Raw genomic sequence first — 16,388 nt, forward strand, 5'->3', positions numbered from 1 at the left:
CACCATGTTATCCGTCCTTATGCAGGAAAGCCACGGCCTCCACATGGGCCGACCAGGTAAATTGATCCACCGGCACCACGCGATCCAGGCGGTAACCGCCATCCACCAATAGACGCAGATCCCGAGCCAGCGTGGCCGGATGGCAAGACACCGCCACCAGGCGGGGGATGGATGACGCGGCGATTTCCGCTGCCTGGGCCGCCGCTCCCGCGCGGGGCGGATCGAACACCAGGGCATCCAGTCCTTCCAGTTCCTTGCCCGACAGCGGTTGACGGTCCAGGTCCCTCACGGTGGCCATGAGATTGCCTCCCCGTCCGCCGCGTCCCGCTGCCATGCGGGCCGCGGCTACCGCCACGGGGTTGGATTCCAGTGACATCACCTGCCGCCCAGCGGCCAGGGGAAGGGAAAAAGTGCCGTATCCGGCATAAAGGTCTGCCACCTTGCGGCCATCGCCAACCCCTTCCAAGACCAGGTCCCGTAGCAATGCCTCGCCTATCCTGGATGGCTGCAAAAAGGCGCCTGGCGCGATGGCCAGGGGCAGACCACCGAAGGTCACCAGCGGCTCTCTTTGCTGGCTGACGGGCTCCGGGTCTTGCTGGGTTGAGGCACTCCAATTCAGGCGCGCCAAGTCTTGTGCCTGGGAAAACCGGGAAAGGATTTCCCGGTCGTTTAAATCAAGTGACACATTATTAAAAATGGTGAGATCGATTCCATTGTCGCACAGGGTCGCCTGCACCGCGCCCTGTCGATCCCGGTTCTCCAGTTCGCCTATCAATTGGCGCAGAGGATCGAGCAGATCGGTCAATGGAGGAACCAGAAGCGGGCAGGTCTTGATATCCACCACCCGGTCGCTGTCCCGGGCGTTGAATCCCAGCAACACCTTTCCCCCCGCCAGGACCCAGCGCAGGCTGACCCGGCGACGGGTACCGGGAGGGACGGAACGGGTCGTCTCCGGCTCCAAATCCAAGCCACGCCGACCGCAAGCCTCGGCCACTAGTAGTCGCTTCCAATCCGCCACCGCCTCGGGCCGCCAATGCTGCAATGAACAGCCGCCACAGGTGCCGAAATGGGAACAAGGAGGCGTGATCCGGTCCGGTCCGGGTTCGAAAACTCTCACCAATTCCGCCGCCACCCCGTCGCCGCGCCTGGCACCGGGGCGAACCTCGACCTGATCGCCCGGGAGAGTCAGGGGTATATAGAGCCGGGTGCCGTCTTCAGTGGCCGCCAGGCCATCCCCGCGCCCACCGATCCCGGTGACGGTAACACTAACAGGTGGCGACAGGCTCGATCGACGGGGTTTGGGGCGCCTGCGGCTCACTTCTTGGTCTTGATTTCATCCAGGAAGCTGGAATAGGCCTTGGACAGGCACTGATTCAAAGCCGCCACCGACTGCGCCACGGAAGAACCTTCGGCGGCCATGTCGTGACGATAGATCCCATGATGCAGCAGGGTGTCGTCCTTGGCCCGGCGCAAGACCAGCTCGATTTCCAGCACGCCCTTGGCACTGCCATTTTCACCCAACACCTTTTGCAGCTTGGTGCCGCCACTGCGGACCTGCTCCAGCCGCTGAATGCGTCCGGTGACCACGTAATCGGCATTGGTCCGCAGATCGGGCGTCACCACGTTGTTGGCGATCTTGGCAGCGCGCAGGTAATCGACCATACGATCTTGCAGCATGGCACCCGGGCTTTCCTCCCAGAAATGGTAGTGATAGGCGAAGGCTTGGTTAGCGGCATCGGCTTCGCTGTAGACCACCGGACGCTGGCTGGTCAGACCAACCGCCGTGAAGCGTTCCACTTCCAAGGTGCCGGGCAAGGCCGGCGCGGAAAAGGCCGACGGCGTTCCCGGATCCAGGCGGTAGAAGTGATCTCTCGGCACGTCCGGTTGCTGGCAGGCGGCCATAAAAACGGTCAGGCCCATGGCAGCGATCCAGGCTGTCAATCCCCGCATGCTTTTTCCTCTCTTGATCATCTATTGCGCCCCCTCGTCGGTGGGCGCCTTGCCGCCGAGCAGCAGACCCGGGTTCTGGCGGATCTGGCGGCTGAACTCATTCATATTGCGGGCGGCGCTTTCCAGGTTCTGATTGACCGAGTCGATATGGCGCGAGACGGAATCAACGGAATAGCGCAGGTCTTCCACCGTTTCCGTGAGGGCGCCCCGGTTGGTGGCGACGGTGGTTCCGGCTTCCTCCAGCACGAAGTCGAGTTTCTCGCGGGTGCCCCTCAGTTCGTCCGACAGGGCCGCCATGTTGCGCGCCATCTTGCGGAAATCGGTCACGCCCTTGTCCACGTTGCCCAGCATGCCATCGGCGCTCCCGGCCATGGTCCGCACGTCGGCGGAGGCCGACTTGATGTTGACCACGATGGTTTCCAGGTCGGTGACCATGGCCGGCAGCACCGTGTTGACCTGATTGGCCACCGAGCGGAAGTCCTTGATCATGGCCTGGCCATCGCCGAGCACCAGTTGATTGACCCCATTGACCGTTTCCTGCAAAGACGACAACAGCGGCTTCAAACTGTTTTCCGCCAGATCACCCACAGTGGTCGCCATGTCGGCCATGACGGCGAACATGTCCGCAGATTCGGCACTGTTGATCTTCGAGCCCGGTTTCAGGTGCAGGCTATTGAGACCGGCGGAAATACCCAGGCTCTTGGCGGCCAGCAGGCCCGAGGCCTGTGGGCGGATGTAGCTATCGTCGGGGATCTTCCAGCCTTCGATGACCGACAGATTGACCCGAAACCGCATTCGCCCGTCTTCCTCGACCGGCTCCACGTCTTCCACCTGACCGATGATGTAGCCTTCATACAGGACCTGGGTACCGAACTTGATGCCGGTCACGTTGCCGAGCACCGTATGGTAGCCGTCCACGGCACCGGTGCGACCGGTCAACAGGGCCAGCGAGCCGACCAGCCCGACCAGCACCACCAGCACAAAGCTACCCACCAGTAGATAATTGACTTTGTTATTCCTCATAGCGGCGCGCTCCCCCCTCGGTCGGCCTCTGTCTCCACATCCATGCCGGTGAGGCGGCGCAGATAGGCATCCGCATCTAGTTCCTCGTCCTCGGTCCGTCGATTCAGCAGATTTTGAATGCGTTCACTGGGATGATTGCGGACTTCATCTACTGTGCCAACGAACAGGATATGCCCCTTGTCCAGCACGGTGATCCGGTCGGCAATCTTGAATGCACTTTCCAATTCGTGGGTCACCACGACAATGGTCATGCGCATGGCATCGCGCAGGGTCAGGATCAGGTCATCCAGGGCCGAAGCGACCACCGGGTCCAGCCCCGCCGATGGCTCATCGAAAAACAACAGCTTGGGGTCCATGATGATCGCCCGGGCCACGGCGGCGCGCTTGATCATACCACCCGACAATTCCGCCGGCATCAGGTTCTCGAACCCGGCCAGACTGACCACCTCGAGTTTCATGCGGGCCATGATTTCCATGGTGCTGCGGTCGAGCTTGGTATGCTCATACAGCGGCAGCATGATGTTCTCGCCGACGGTCATGGAACTGAACAGCGCCCCGGACTGAAAGGCCACACCCATCTTCTTGCGCAGTTCCTGAAATTCCACCGGTGTCAGGGTGTCGATATCCTGGTCGAGGATGCGGATGGTGCCCGAGGTCTTGTTCTCCAGCGCCATCAGGAAGCGCAGAAGGGTACTCTTGCCCGAGCCCGAGCCGCCCATGATGACCATGATTTCGCCGTCGCGCACATCCATGGTCACGCCTTTGAGGATATTGCGATCCCCGTAATGGGTCACCAGATCCTCGACCTCGAGAACCTTGGGCAGTTCGGCGATCTGTTCGGCGGTCATTTTCATCGCGTCACCATGAAGGCAAAGAGCATGTCAGTGACGACGATGGCCGAGATGGCATGGACCACGGAACGGGTGGTGTAGCGTCCGACGCCCTCGGCGCCGCCGCTGACCGCCGCGCCATTGACCACGCCCACCACGGTGACCAGGACGGCGAAAATGGCGCTCTTGCCCAGGCCGTGCCAGACATCATTGGTGGAAAGGATACTGCGCAGGTCGTCGCCATAGGCCGACAGGGAAATACCCAGGTCGGCGGAAATATAAAGTCCGGCGGCCAGCAGCCCGACCATGTCGCCGAAGAAGGTCAAGGCGGGCAGCATGATCAGCATGGCCACCAGGGCCGGAACCACCATGAACCGCACCGGTTCCACGCCCATCACTTTCAAGGCGTCCAGTTCCTGATTGATCTTCATAATGCCGATGCGCGCGGCCAGGGCCGAGCCGGATCGCCCGGCGATGAGAATACCCGTGATCAGGGGCGAGAACTCGCGAACCATGGAGTAGGCGACGCCGATGGTGACCTTGGATTCGGCACCGAACACCCGCAGGGTATAGATGCCCTGAATGGCCAGCATGACGCCGATGGTCGCGGTGAGCACGGCGACGATGGGAATGGCGCCGATGCCCACATCGACCATCTGCACGATGACGGCATTGAAACGCACCGGCTGCTTGCGCTTGGGTCCCATGACCAGCCAGAAAAGGCACTCGCCGAGCAAAGAGCCGCCATGGCCCAGTTCCTCGACCCCGGCACAGGTGGATCGGCCGATCTTCTCGACCGTCGTCCGCGCCTTACTGCTGATGTCCCCCTCGGCCATGCGTATTCCCGTTTATCCGGCGGCCAGAGCCGCCTCGACGTTTTCGTGAATGTCGAATACCTTGTCCAGCCTGGCCAGTTGCAGCACCCGCAAGGCCGGTTCACTGACCGAGACCAAGGCGAACCGCTTGCCCTTGGCCCGTCCCGTCTGGAAAGATTCAACCAGGGAAGCGATACCCGAACTGTCGATGTAATTGACTTCCGACATATCCACCAGCAGCAGATCGCAGCCGTCCAACTGTGCCAGCAGTATCTTGCGGGCTTCCGGTGAGCTTTCCAGGTCCACGTCGCCTTGAAAGGCAACCACGGTGGCCTTGTCCTGTTGTGAAATCACATGTTCCATACTCTTGCCTTACCCAATGGTTTTGACCAAACGCAAAAGATTACCGCTGCCTTCCGCTGGCTGCAGGAATTCCACTTCTTCCATCACCTCGCGGATCAGATGGGTCCCCAAGCCGCCGGGCTTGATGTCGTCCAGATCCCGCGGGCGTACCTTGTCCACGTCCACCGGAACGGGCGAGAAATCCCTGATATGGAAAATCAAATCGGAACCCTCGCGATAAACATCGACGCGGATGGCTCCGGACACCCCCTCCGGATAAGCATGACGTACCACGTTCTGACAGGCTTCGTCGACGGCGATTACCACGTCGTGAGTGATCTTGGAGCTACAACCGCTGGCCTTGGCGGCCTCGCCCACCGCCGCGCGGATCAGCTTCAAACGATCCGGGCGGGCGGGAAGGCGCAGGCTGAGCAGTTTCTCGCCCGGTTCATCGTCGCTTTGTCTTCGGGGCAGTGACGGGATGTCGTCGCCCCGTTCGGCCCGCGCCGCGGTATCGTCCACGGCCAACAACGTCAGGTCGTCGCGCAGTTCTTCCCCGTCGCGGCATAGGATCTGGCGCACCGTATTGAGGATCGCCTCCACCGGCTCTTCGGAGGTGCGCCCCAGAATACGGGTCACGCCCTTGATATCGAACATGGAGCCATCCGCCAGCTTGCCTTCGGTCACACCATCGGTAAATACATAAAGCGTGCCGCCGTCGAGATTGAACTCCACTTCCGGAAAAGCGCCGTTTTCATCCGCCGCCAGCGGCGTGATCCCCAACGGCGGCGCGTCGGCGGGAAAATCCTCCATGCCGCCGTCGCGACGAAAGATCAGCGGCGGTTCGTGTCCGGCGTTGGACAACCGAACCATGCCGGTTCGTGGATCATAAAGCCCGACGACCATGGTGATGAAGCGACCCATGGAGGCGGTTTCGCAGATCTCTTCGTTGAGCCGTCCCATCAGGCGGCCCGGTTCGTGCCAAGCCTTGCCCAGGGCACGGAACAGACTCGACGCCTTGGCCATCAGCATGGCCGCGTCCATGCCCTTGCCGGACACATCGCCAAGGCAGAAATAGATCCGCCCGTCATCGAAGGCGAAGTAGTTGAAGAAATCGCCGGACATTTCACGCGCCGGAACATTCAGACCGCTGACCGGAAATCCTTCGTCGGTCTTCATCGGCAGCAAGCTGCGCTGAATCTCCGAGGCCAGTTCCAACTCGCGCTTGATGCGCTCCTGTTCCACCAGCTGCGATGCCAGGCGGGCGTTGCGGATGGCCAACCCCATGGACGCGGTCAGCACCTTCAACAGATTAAGGTCCTGAAACCCGAACAGACCGCCGCCATGAACCTTGTTAAGAACCTGGACCGCGCCCACCCGCTCGTCCCGAACGCTCATGGGAGCGCAGAGCACCGACAGCGTCTTGAATCCGGTTTCCTTGTCCACCGCCCGATGGAAGCGGGGGTCGCCATCCACGTTGCGGACGATCTCGCCCACGTTGCGATCAATGCATTGGCCGACGATGCCCTGGCCGCCTTCTAATCTTAGACCGGTTATGTCCACCGGACCGATACAGGCCACGCAGACCAGCTCGCTGGATTGCTGATCGACCAGGAACAGGGACCCCGCCTCGGCTCCCAGGTTGTGAACGATATGGCCCAACCCACGTGCCATGGCGCCGTCCAGGTCCTGTGACATGGCGAAGTCTTCGCTCAGGGTCGCCAGAAGCTCCAGAGGGTCTGTCAGGTCCTCGCCGCCGGGAGGGGCGGCCGGAACAGTTTTCGCGCTCGTTTCCATGGGCCACACTATGTCCCGAAATGCGCCGTTGGGCAACGGAACATGCGGACGATGATTAACTGGTTATCATTTCGTGACGCCAACGCCCCCTGGTTGACCAGGCCGGTTGGCCGGGATCGAGAAGCTCTGGCGCAGAGCCTCCGCTTACCATAAAAGGCCAAGGCTGGTGAGCAAAAACACCGCGTTCCCTGTTCAATATAATTATGTCCCTTTAATATAGATTCTATACCGTCATAATTCTCCAGGATAATATGTCATAAATATTTTTGTGACAGTTTTGCGACAGATTGTTAGAATTTAACGCATCAAATCGGGGAATCGTCAGGGCAAAGGGGAAAATCTCTTGCCTGGATGGTGATTGTCTATCAGCTAGGGAGGCTTCGATGTTCAGGACAGCGGAACTGGGACGCACTGTTTCGAAGGAAGACTTCGAAGCCATTGCCACCGATCTTCGGATCGAGATGCTGGAATTGCAGCAAAGACTGCGGGCCACCGATGTGCCTGTGATCTTAGTATTTGCCGGGGTGGATGGCGCGGGCAAGGCCGCCAGCATGAACCTGATCAACGAATGGATGGATCCCCGCTGGGTGGTCACCCGGGCCTATAAGCAGCCCTCGGACGAAGAAGGGGAGCGACCGGAATACTGGCGCTTCTGGCGCGACCTGCCTCCCAAGGGCAAGATCGGTCTGTTTCTGAGTTCCTGGTATTCCGATCCGATTTTGGAGCGGGTGCGCGACGGTGTTGACGACATGGTTTTCGAACGGCGCCTGGAACGTATCGCCCGCTTCGAACAGACCCTGGCCGATGACGGCGCGCTGATTCTCAAGTTCTGGATGCACATGGGCAAAGAAGCCCAGAAGACACGCCTGAAAAAGCTGGAGAAAAAGAAACTGGCGGCGCCGAGCATCATCAAAGCCCATTGGGATAATCTGAAACAATACGATTCCTTCATTGCCGCCGCCGAGCATACCATCATGCGCACCAGCACCGGCGACGCGCCCTGGCAGATTGTCGAGGGCACCGATACCCGCTATCGCAGCCTTACGGTTTTGACCCGGCTGCGCGATGCCCTGCGCGATCGGATCGATGAGTTCGAAGCCCAGCAGAAAGCCAAGGCGGCCCGCAAGACCGCCAAAAAACCTGCCGCCGAAAAGGTCGAACCCGACGCGGCGGAAATGGCCCTGGACAACACGCAATCGGTGCTCGATGCCTTGGTCATGAATCCGCCGCTGGAGAAAAAGGACTATTCCACTCGCCTGAAAACGGCCCGCGCGCGTCTCTCCCACTTGTTTGTCGAGGCCCGGGACCGGGGCATCACGACCGCCTTGGTTTTCGAAGGCGCCGATGCGGCAGGCAAAGGTGGCTCCATCCGACGTCTGGTCTCGGCCCTGGATGCCCGCGATTGGCAGGTCATCCCCATTGCCGCGCCCACCGAGGAAGAATTCGCCCAACATTACCTGTGGCGGTTCTGGCGCCACATGCCGCGAGCCGGACGCCTGGTCGTATTTGATCGCTCCTGGTATGGCCGGGTGCTGGTGGAACGGGTCGAGGGCTTTGCCAGCGAAGAGGAATGGCGCCGCGCCTATGCCGAAATCAATGATTTCGAGGCGCAGTTGGTGGAGCATGGCGTGGTTTTGGTCAAATACTGGATCCATATCACCAAGGAAGAACAGCTTCAGCGCTTCGAGTTGCGCGCCGCCACGCCGGTCAAGAGCTGGAAGCTAACCGACGAGGATTGGCGCAATCGCGAGAAGTGGCATCTGTACGACGAGGCGGTCAATGACATCGTCGAACAGACCAGCCCGCAATCGGCGCCTTGGGTTCTGGTCGAAGGCAACGATAAACGATTCGCCCGTATCAAGGTTGTCGAGACCCTGTGCGATCATCTTGAAAAAGCCCTGGCCAGCTCCGGCAAGGGATCCAAACGCAAAAAGAAATAGTGGACACCCCCTGTCCCCGGAGACCTTTATGACCCTGCTCAAAGACGGTGAGGAAGTCGAACTCAAACTCGCCTTGGCACCCGAAGACGCGCCCCGCGTCGCCCGTTCGGCGATCATCCGCAAGCATGTACAGGGCAAAGCCCGCGTGCGTCAGCTCCGCGCGATCTATTATGACACCCCGGACCATACGCTTCGGGCTCAAGACGCCGCTCTGCGGGTGCGCAAGGAAGGCCGCCAGTGGGTCCAATGCGTCAAAACGGCCGGCAAGGGGGGCGGTGGATTATCGTCGCGCCGCGAAGTGGAAAACATTGTTCCACGGGCCGCCTTCGACCTCAGCCTGCTGGCCGAGTCCGACCTGAGCACCATCTTGCCAGCAGAGTTGGCTGCGACCCTAGGCCCGGTGTTCGAGACCGATATCCGTCGCACCAGTCGGACCTTGTTGCTGGAAGACGGCACCAAAGTGGATATCGACATGGACAACGGCGATCTGATCGCCGGAGAAACGCGCGAAGCCGTCTCGGAAGTGGAGCTGGAAATCCACGAGGGCGACCCAGTCCATGTTTTTCGTATCGCCCGGGGATTGCTGGAAACCATACCGGTACGGCTCTCGACCCTGTCCAAGGCGGCACGGGGATACACCCTGGCCGACGGCGGTAAGGCGCCTTGGACCAAGGCCGGTATTCCGTCTCTCAATGCCAACATGTCGGTGGAAGAGGCCCTGAGCGTCATCATCCACGCCTGCATGGATCATCTGTTGGCCAATGAGGCCTGTGTTTTGGGCCGCGCCCATATTGAAGGCGTGCATCAGATGCGGGTCGCCACCCGCCGTCTGCGTTCGGCGTTGAGCCTGTTCAAGAAATTGCTACCCGAAGAACAAGTGATCCGGTTCAATGGTGAGTTGAAGTGGCTGATCAATGAGATGGGCCCGGCCCGCGATTGGGATGTGTTCCTCGACGAGACCCTCCCGCCGGTGGCCGAGGGACTTGAAGATGACGGCGCCATGGAGGCCCTGACCCGGGCGGCCGAAACCCGCCGCACCAGTGCCTATGACCGGTCCGAAGCGGCCATCCGCTCCAAGCGCTATACGGAGTTGCTGCTAGACTTGGGAGAATGGGTCCAGGTGCGTGGCTGGCAAGATCAACCCCTCAGCCCCACGGCGGCGCAATTGTTCGCTCCGGTCAGCAACATTGCCGCCGGATTGCTGCACAAGCGCTATCGCAAGGTGCGCAAGCTGGGCAAAGGTTTCGAGACCCTGAGCACCGAGGCCCGCCACGAAGTGCGCATTGCCATGAAGAAGCTGCGCTATGCCACCGAGTTTTTGTCTTCGCTCTACCCCAAGTCGGAAGTCGTCCCCTATGTGGCGGCGCTGAAAAACATGCAAGATGGCTTGGGTATGATGAATGATATCTCGGTCATGCGCGAACTGCTGGGGGGCCTTGCCACCGGAGCCCGGGGCAATGACGCCCGCAACGTCGCCATGGCTTCGGGAGCGGTCATCGGCTGGCACGAGCATATCTTCCGTTCGCACGAGAAAGATATGATCACCGCCTGGAGCGCCTTCGCCAAGGCCAAGCCCTTCTGGCCGCAGCTTTAACAGGCTGTTGAAAAAGTCCGATTTCGAGCCTGTGGCGACACATGCTTCGACAAGCTCAGCATGAAGGCCTTTGAATTTTCAACATGTTAGAGACGGATTCAAAAGTATTCCTTTGATCTCGAGGGCGTATATTTCCGCTCTGGCGGCGTCAAGACCTCCTAACGGGGCGCCGCCCCGTGTCGTCGGCCTTTCCTGGCCAGATCAAAAATCTACTGCCTTGATATCTAAAGGATACTTTTAAATCCGCCTCTTAGCCTCACCCTGAGCTTCCTCATCCCGAGCTTGTCGAGGGACGAAGGGCGAGGCGGGCCGTAGGACAACACTTTTTCAGCAGCCTGTTAGGCCACCGCATCTTCGATTTCACAGCTGCCGAAGATCACCCGGTTACGACCTTGGTGCTTGGCGGCATAGAGGAATGAATCCGCCGCCTTGAAAAATTGCGCCATGTCCCCGTCGCGGGAGGGAATGCAGGTGGCCAAGCCGACGCTAACGGTCACATGGTCGGCGGTTTGCGATTTAACGTGTTCCTCGCCCAAGGCGGCGACGGCGAGCCTCACCTGTTCGGCCAAGGCGATGGCCCCTTCGACGCTGGTATCACAAAGCACGCAGGCGAACTCCTCGCCGCCGAAGCGCGCCGCCAGATCGGTGGAGCGACCGATGACATCGTCAATGGCCCGAGCCACGGCCACCAGGCAATCATCACCCTGGGCATGTCCATAATGGTCGTTGTAGAGCTTGAAATGGTCGATATCGATCAAGATCAACGACAGCGGCAGACTGGACCGGGTGGCTTGATGCCAGGCGAATTCGAAAAACTCGTCGAAGCGGCGGCGGTTGGCGATTCCAGTTAGGGCATCGGTGCTCGACATCTTGGCCAGTTGATCGCGGTTATCCCGCAGACGGCGTTTGTTGCGGCCCTCGCGCGCCGATACCATGATGCCGATGGTCAGGGCCAAGGCCAGAGCCCCGCCGCTCAGAAACATCATGTTGCGCTGGGTATGGGCAATGGCCGCCGAAGCGCCTCCGGCCTCCTTGAGCGAGATTTCCTCAAAGGTTTTGACGAAACGATTGAGCTCGGTGATGAGCTCCCGTTGCGCGTTAAGACCTTGTTCCAGGGTCGCCTGGATGCCTTCGCCATAGCCGTTCTCGACGATCGCAGCCATGGATTTCTCTACCGCGGGCCGGTCTCGGATGATGGTTTCGCGCAGCGAGGCCAAAGCCTTTTCCTCGGTCGGCGTGACCTTAAGTTTTTGCAGCATGTCCAGCGCAACGAGGAAATGAGCCGCTTCGGCGTTGAACAGTTCATGCTGTTCGTCGCGGTCGAAGAAATCGCTCAGGGTGGCTGCGTAGGTCAGGCGGAACGAGCGCTCGCGGATGGCTTCGCGCATCAAGAAGGCGGCTCGCACCTTTTCCCGAAAGGCCGCGTCTCGTAACCAGGCTTCACGCGTCGCATCCAAATGGCGGAAGCCGATAATGATGCTTCCGACCATGCAAATCAGGATGGCGCCGAATCCCAGGACCAAAAAGGCATTGGTTCCCTTGGCTGGCACGTATTTTTCTCCCCCCGGTACCTTTGGGTTCCTTATTGGGCATGAGTATAACATGACCATACATTTTGTCAGGTCTTGTTGATGTTTTATGGCTCTTGAGCCTCCCGGAATAATTCCGCCATTGTCCGTCCGATGCTATAACCCCTCCCATGACCGATCCGTTTGACTTCACCGACGACGACCCGCCCGCCGCCGCCGCTCCGGCGCCGCGCCCGGAACCGCCGTTCCTGCGCGGCCTCAACGACGCCCAGTTCGAGGCCGTGGAATCTTTGGATGGGCCGGTGCTGGTCCTCGCCGGAGCCGGAACCGGCAAGACCCGGGTGCTGACTACCCGTCTGGCCAATATCCTCGCCCGGGGCCGGGCGCGACCCTATGAAATGCTGGCCGTGACCTTTACCAACAAGGCGGCGCGGGAAATGCGCGACCGGGTGGCGGCCCTGCTCGGCACACCGGTGGAGGGCTGGTGGGTTGGCACGTTCCATGCCCTGGGCGCGCGCATCTTGCGAAACCACGCCGAGGCGGCCGGACTGCGACCCAACTTCACCATCCTTGACGACGATGATCAGGTGCGTCTGATCAAGCAGGTCCTTGAATTGCATCCGGTGGATGACAAGCGCTGGCCAGCCCGGGTGCTGCTCGGCGCCATCCAGCGCTGGAAGGATCGCGGCCTGACCCCGGATCAGGTGTCCGATGCCGAGGGCGCCGATCTGGCCGAGGGACGTCTTGTGGCCATCTACAAGGACTATCAACAACGCCTGACCGATATTAACGCCGCCGACTTCGGCGACTTGTTGTTACTCAATCTGACCCTGTTCCAGACCAAGCCCGATATTCTCAAGCGCTATCAGCAACAGTTCCGCTATCTGCTGGTGGATGAATATCAAGATACAAATATTGCCCAATACCTATGGCTGCGGCTGCTGGCTCAGGGGCATCGCAACATCTGCTGCGTAGGTGACGATGACCAGTCCATCTATTCCTGGCGCGGAGCGGAGGTCGGCAACATCCTGCGCTTCGAAGAGGATTTCCCCGGCGCCGCGGTGATCCGGCTGGAACGCAATTACCGCTCCACCAGCCATATCCTCGGCGCCGCTTCGGGGCTTATCACCCACAACGACGGACGCCTGGGCAAGACCCTATGGACCGAAGAGAGCACCGGCGAGAAGGTGCGGGTGGTTTCCGTGTGGGACGGTGCGACCGAGGCCCGGCGTATCGGTCGCGACATTGAGGATCTGCACCGCCAAGGTCATTCCCTGGAGCAAATGGCGGTTCTGGTGCGCGCCGGTTTCCAGACCCGCGAGTTCGAAGAAAGACTGATAACCCTGGGCATTCCTTATCGGGTCATCGGCGGCCCGCGTTTCTATGAACGTCAGGAAATCCGCGATGCTTTGGCTTATCTGCGGGTGATCGTGCAACCGGATGACGACCTGGCCTTCGAGCGCATCGTCAATCTGCCCAAACGCGGGATCGGCAAAGCGGTGATGCAGACTCTGCATACCCATGGGCGCGCCCGACGCCGGTCCTTGCATCAGGTGACCCTGGACCTGATCGACACCGATGAACTGCGCCCCAAGGTCCGCCAGACCCTGCGCGGGCTGATGGAGGATTTCGAGCGTTGGCGGCATCAGGCCGCCGCCATCCCTCACCCGGAACTGATGGGGCAGGTGCTCGACGAGTCCGGCTATACGGAGATGTGGAAGATCTCCAACAAACCCGACGGGCCGGGGCGGTTGGATAATCTCAAAGAACTGGTCTCGGGAATGGAGCAGTTCGAAAACCTGGCCGAATTCCTTGAGCATGTGTCTCTGGTGATGGAAAACGACAGTCGCGACGACACCGAAAAGGTCTCCTTGATGACTCTGCACGGAGCCAAGGGACTGGAGTTTGACACGGTATTCCTGCCCGGTTGGGAAGAAGGCCTTTTCCCTCATCAACGGGCCTTGGACGATGGCGGCATGAATGGCTTGGAAGAGGAACGGAGGCTGGCCTATGTGGGTCTGACCCGGGCGCGACAGCGAGCGCGGATCTCCCACGCCGCCAACCGGCGGATCTATAATCAATGGCAGTCCAGCCTGCCATCGCGGTTCATCGAGGAACTGCCCGAGACGCATGTGGATTTCAACGATGAAACCGTGCAAGCGCAAAGCCGACAGTTCGGCTTCAGTGATTCCTGGTCCCGCCAGTCTCATGGTGGCTTCGACAGTGCTCGCCAACGGCGGCGACGGGACCCACTGGTCATCGAAGCGCAGGCACAAACCACCGTCGAAACGGCCCCGACCCAATCGAGCCGCTATGCTCCCGGCGACCGGGTGCGCCACCGCAAATTCGGCGAGGGAACGGTGGTCTCCGCCGAGGGCGAAAAGCTGGTCATCGACTTCGGCGGGTCGGGGACGAAAAAGGTGGTGGATAGTTTCGTGGAGCGGGCGTGATGGACAACCAAGACCTATGGCACCTGGAACTGGCCGTGCCGCAAGCCCAGGCAGGGCCATTCACCGAACTATTTGAAGCCGTCTGCGATACCGTGCTGGTCCAAGGCTTGGACGAAGATCCGATCTGGACCGTGCAGGGCTGGGTGACCGGCGCACCGGATCAGGCCGCCGTCACCGCCACCGTGGCGCTGACCGCCAACGGACTTGGCATCGAACAGCCTGACCTGATTATCGCGCCCCAGGAGCAGCGGGATTGGGTGGCCGAGAATCTGGCCTCGTTCCACCCCATCACCGCCGGGCGCTTCCATGTGCACTGCAGCCACCACAAGGACTCGGTGCCACCCAATTGCCTGCCCTTGCAGGTGGATGCCTCGGTGGCTTTCGGGACCGGACAGCATGCTTCCACCCGGGGCTGTCTGATCGCGCTGGACCGAATGGGTCGGAAACCACCGCGACGGGTGTTGGACATGGGTTGCGGGTCGGGCATTCTGGCCATGGCCGCGGCCCGGCTTTGGAACGTCTCGGTGCTGGCCGCCGACATCGATCCCCGGTCGGTGGCGGTCACCAACCTCAACGCGGATCTGAATGACCTCCGGACCCGGATCACCGCCCTGTTGTCAGAAGGCTACCGTCATCCCATGGTGTCCGGGCGCGGGCCTTACGATCTCATCCTCGCCAACATCCTCGCACGGCCCTTGATGGGCATGGCCGGGGACCTGGCCCGGGTTCTAAGGCCGGGCGGTCGCGTGGTGCTCGCCGGATTCTTGAAGCAAGATTCGAATAGGGTGCTGGCGGCTCATCGGGCCCGCGGTCTGCACCTGATTGACCGGGTTCCCGTTGACGACTGGGAGACCCTTGTCCTAGGCTCTCCCCCCTAAACAGAATTTAGGGGAGAAATCATGGTCACCAAGCTGTTCACCGGCAAGTCAATCGGCGGTGTCGTCGCGGGCGTCGCGGCCCTCGGTCTCGCAATGGTCGCCCAGCCGACCGCCAAGGCCGCCGACCCCATCAAGGTCGGCACCTTCCTGGCCGTTACCGGCCCGGCTTCGTTCCTCGGCGATCCAGAGCTCAAAACACTTGAACTCTATATCGACGAAATCAACAAGGACGGCGGCGTGCTGGGCCGTCCGGTGAAGCTGTTCCATTATGATACCGGCGGCAATCCCAAGAAGGATCAGACCGCGGTCAAGCGCCTGATCCACCAGGACGGCGTGGACGTGATCGTCGGCGGCTCCACCTCCGGCGGCACCATGGCCGTGCGTCCGGTGATCGAAAAGGCGGGCGTGCCGTTCATCTCCCTGGCCGGCGCGGTGGTGATCATCGATCCGGTGAAAAAGTGGACCTTCAAGACCCCGCATACCGACCAGATGGCCTGCGCCAAGATCTATGAAGACATGAAAAAGCGCGGCCTGATGAAAGTCGGCCTGATTTCCGGCACCGGCGGCTTCGGCAAATCCATGCGCGGTCAATGCAAGAAGCTGGCGCCGGCCTATGGCATCGAGATCGTCGCCGACGAGACCTACGGCGGCAAGGACTCCGACATGACCGCCCAGCTTACCAAGATCAAGAACGCCCCGGGCGTACAGGCGGTGCTCAACGCCGACTTCGGCCAGGGCCCGGCCATCGTGACCAAGAACTACGGCCAGCTGGGCATGACCGGCTTGCCCATGTACCAGTCCCACGGCGTCGCGTCGAAGAAGTACATCGAACTGGCGGGCAAGGCGGCGGAAGGCGTACGGCTTCCGGCGGCGGCCCTGATCGTGGCCGAGAAACTGGCCGACGACGATCCGCAGAAGGCGGTGGTGATGGCCTACAAGACCAAATACGAGAGCGCGACCGGATCCGCCGTTTCCACCTTCGGCGGTCATGCCTATGACGGATTGATGATGGCCCTGGCCGCCATTCAGCGGGCGGGCTCCACCGACAAGGAAAAGGTCCGCGATGAAATCGAAAAGACTCACGGCTTCATGGGCACCGCCGGTGTGGTCAACATGACCGCCAAGGATCACATGGGCCTGAACCTGTCGGCGTTCCGCATGTTGGAAATCCGTAACGGGGATTGGACCATCGTCGACTAAAACCGAGGAACACCTCTGAAATACCCAGCGCCCGGGATCT

13 protein-coding genes are annotated in these 16,388 nt (G+C 60.8%); 5 read left to right on the forward strand and 8 right to left on the reverse strand.

The window, feature by feature from the left end; translation table 11 throughout:
- Positions 1-7: 7 nt before the first annotated feature.
- Genes MGMAQ_RS15000 through MGMAQ_RS15030 form a run of 7 tightly spaced genes read right to left on the reverse strand, consistent with a single transcriptional unit; the run spans position 8 to position 6,757 of the window.
- Positions 8-1,318, reverse strand: coding sequence for a class I SAM-dependent RNA methyltransferase (locus MGMAQ_RS15000; protein ID WP_046022190.1), 1,311 nt, complete (start codon positions 1,316-1,318; stop codon positions 8-10).
- A complete protein-coding gene (locus MGMAQ_RS19800; RefSeq protein WP_158498876.1) occupies positions 1,315-1,950 on the reverse strand; it encodes an ABC-type transport auxiliary lipoprotein family protein in 636 nt (211 codons plus the stop codon). Before MGMAQ_RS19800 ends, MGMAQ_RS15000 begins: the two co-directional genes overlap by 4 nt.
- Before the next feature lie 21 nt (positions 1,951-1,971).
- Entirely contained in the window at positions 1,972-2,973 is a 1,002-nt protein-coding gene (locus tag MGMAQ_RS15010) for an MlaD family protein (protein WP_046022191.1), read from the reverse strand.
- Positions 2,970-3,827: an ABC transporter ATP-binding protein gene (locus tag MGMAQ_RS15015; protein ID WP_046022192.1), complete on the reverse strand. Its 858-nt coding sequence runs from the start codon at positions 3,825-3,827 to the stop codon at positions 2,970-2,972. The genes MGMAQ_RS15010 and MGMAQ_RS15015 overlap by 4 nt, the downstream gene beginning before the upstream one ends.
- Complete coding sequence (locus tag MGMAQ_RS15020; RefSeq protein ID WP_046022193.1) at positions 3,824-4,639, reverse strand: ABC transporter permease; 816 nt, start codon at positions 4,637-4,639, stop codon at positions 3,824-3,826. The genes MGMAQ_RS15015 and MGMAQ_RS15020 overlap by 4 nt, the downstream gene beginning before the upstream one ends.
- A 12-nt stretch (positions 4,640-4,651) precedes the next feature.
- Entirely contained in the window at positions 4,652-4,972 is a 321-nt protein-coding gene (locus tag MGMAQ_RS15025; RefSeq protein ID WP_371258360.1) for an STAS domain-containing protein, read from the reverse strand.
- Between the two features lie 18 nt (positions 4,973-4,990).
- Positions 4,991-6,757, reverse strand: a complete 1,767-nt coding sequence (locus MGMAQ_RS15030) for a SpoIIE family protein phosphatase (RefSeq protein WP_052716430.1) — start codon at positions 6,755-6,757, stop codon at positions 4,991-4,993.
- A gap of 383 nt (positions 6,758-7,140) precedes the next feature.
- On the opposite strand from MGMAQ_RS15030, the gene pap reads away from it, so the two are divergent.
- On the forward strand, positions 7,141-8,697 hold the full coding sequence (pap, locus tag MGMAQ_RS15035; RefSeq protein ID WP_046022195.1) for a polyphosphate:AMP phosphotransferase: 1,557 nt from the start codon (positions 7,141-7,143) through the stop codon (positions 8,695-8,697).
- Between the two features lie 28 nt (positions 8,698-8,725).
- Positions 8,726-10,291, forward strand: a complete 1,566-nt coding sequence (locus MGMAQ_RS15040) for a CYTH and CHAD domain-containing protein (RefSeq protein WP_052716431.1) — start codon at positions 8,726-8,728, stop codon at positions 10,289-10,291.
- Between the two features lie 338 nt (positions 10,292-10,629).
- On the opposite strand, the gene MGMAQ_RS19805 is transcribed toward MGMAQ_RS15040, so the two are convergent.
- Positions 10,630-11,841 carry a diguanylate cyclase gene (locus MGMAQ_RS19805; RefSeq protein WP_052716432.1) on the reverse strand — a complete coding sequence of 404 codons (1,212 nt, stop codon included), beginning with the start codon at positions 11,839-11,841 and terminating at the stop codon, positions 10,630-10,632.
- Positions 11,842-11,990: 149 nt separating this feature from the next.
- Between MGMAQ_RS19805 and MGMAQ_RS15050 the strand changes: the two genes are divergently transcribed.
- The 3 genes from MGMAQ_RS15050 to MGMAQ_RS15060 are packed head-to-tail and all read left to right on the forward strand — an operon-like array spanning position 11,991 to position 16,348.
- Positions 11,991-14,270, forward strand: coding sequence for an ATP-dependent helicase (locus MGMAQ_RS15050; RefSeq protein WP_046022196.1), 2,280 nt, complete (start codon positions 11,991-11,993; stop codon positions 14,268-14,270).
- Positions 14,270-15,148, forward strand: coding sequence for a 50S ribosomal protein L11 methyltransferase (locus tag MGMAQ_RS15055; RefSeq protein ID WP_046022197.1), 879 nt, complete (start codon positions 14,270-14,272; stop codon positions 15,146-15,148). The genes MGMAQ_RS15050 and MGMAQ_RS15055 overlap by 1 nt, the downstream gene beginning before the upstream one ends.
- 21 nt (positions 15,149-15,169) lie before the next feature.
- Positions 15,170-16,348, forward strand: coding sequence for an ABC transporter substrate-binding protein (locus tag MGMAQ_RS15060; protein WP_046022198.1), 1,179 nt, complete (start codon positions 15,170-15,172; stop codon positions 16,346-16,348).
- Positions 16,349-16,388 lie beyond the last annotated feature (40 nt).

Source organism: Magnetospira sp. QH-2 (genome assembly GCF_000968135.1).
Taxonomy (GTDB): domain Bacteria; phylum Pseudomonadota; class Alphaproteobacteria; order Rhodospirillales; family Magnetospiraceae; genus Magnetospira.

Coding starts and splice junctions, on each gene's coding strand:
- MGMAQ_RS19800 (WP_158498876.1), bottom strand. CDS start 1,950: ATGCGGGGATTGACAGCCTGGATCGCTGCCATGGGCCTGACCGTTTTT.
- MGMAQ_RS15010 (WP_046022191.1), bottom strand. CDS start 2,973: ATGAGGAATAACAAAGTCAATTATCTACTGGTGGGTAGCTTTGTGCTG.
- MGMAQ_RS15015 (WP_046022192.1), bottom strand. CDS start 3,827: ATGAAAATGACCGCCGAACAGATCGCCGAACTGCCCAAGGTTCTCGAG.
- MGMAQ_RS15020 (WP_046022193.1), bottom strand. CDS start 4,639: ATGGCCGAGGGGGACATCAGCAGTAAGGCGCGGACGACGGTCGAGAAG.
- MGMAQ_RS15030 (WP_052716430.1), bottom strand. CDS start 6,757: ATGGAAACGAGCGCGAAAACTGTTCCGGCCGCCCCTCCCGGCGGCGAG.
- pap (WP_046022195.1), top strand. CDS start 7,141: ATGTTCAGGACAGCGGAACTGGGACGCACTGTTTCGAAGGAAGACTTC.
- MGMAQ_RS15040 (WP_052716431.1), top strand. CDS start 8,726: ATGACCCTGCTCAAAGACGGTGAGGAAGTCGAACTCAAACTCGCCTTG.
- MGMAQ_RS15050 (WP_046022196.1), top strand. CDS start 11,991: ATGACCGATCCGTTTGACTTCACCGACGACGACCCGCCCGCCGCCGCC.
- MGMAQ_RS15055 (WP_046022197.1), top strand. CDS start 14,270: ATGGACAACCAAGACCTATGGCACCTGGAACTGGCCGTGCCGCAAGCC.
- MGMAQ_RS15060 (WP_046022198.1), top strand. CDS start 15,170: ATGGTCACCAAGCTGTTCACCGGCAAGTCAATCGGCGGTGTCGTCGCG.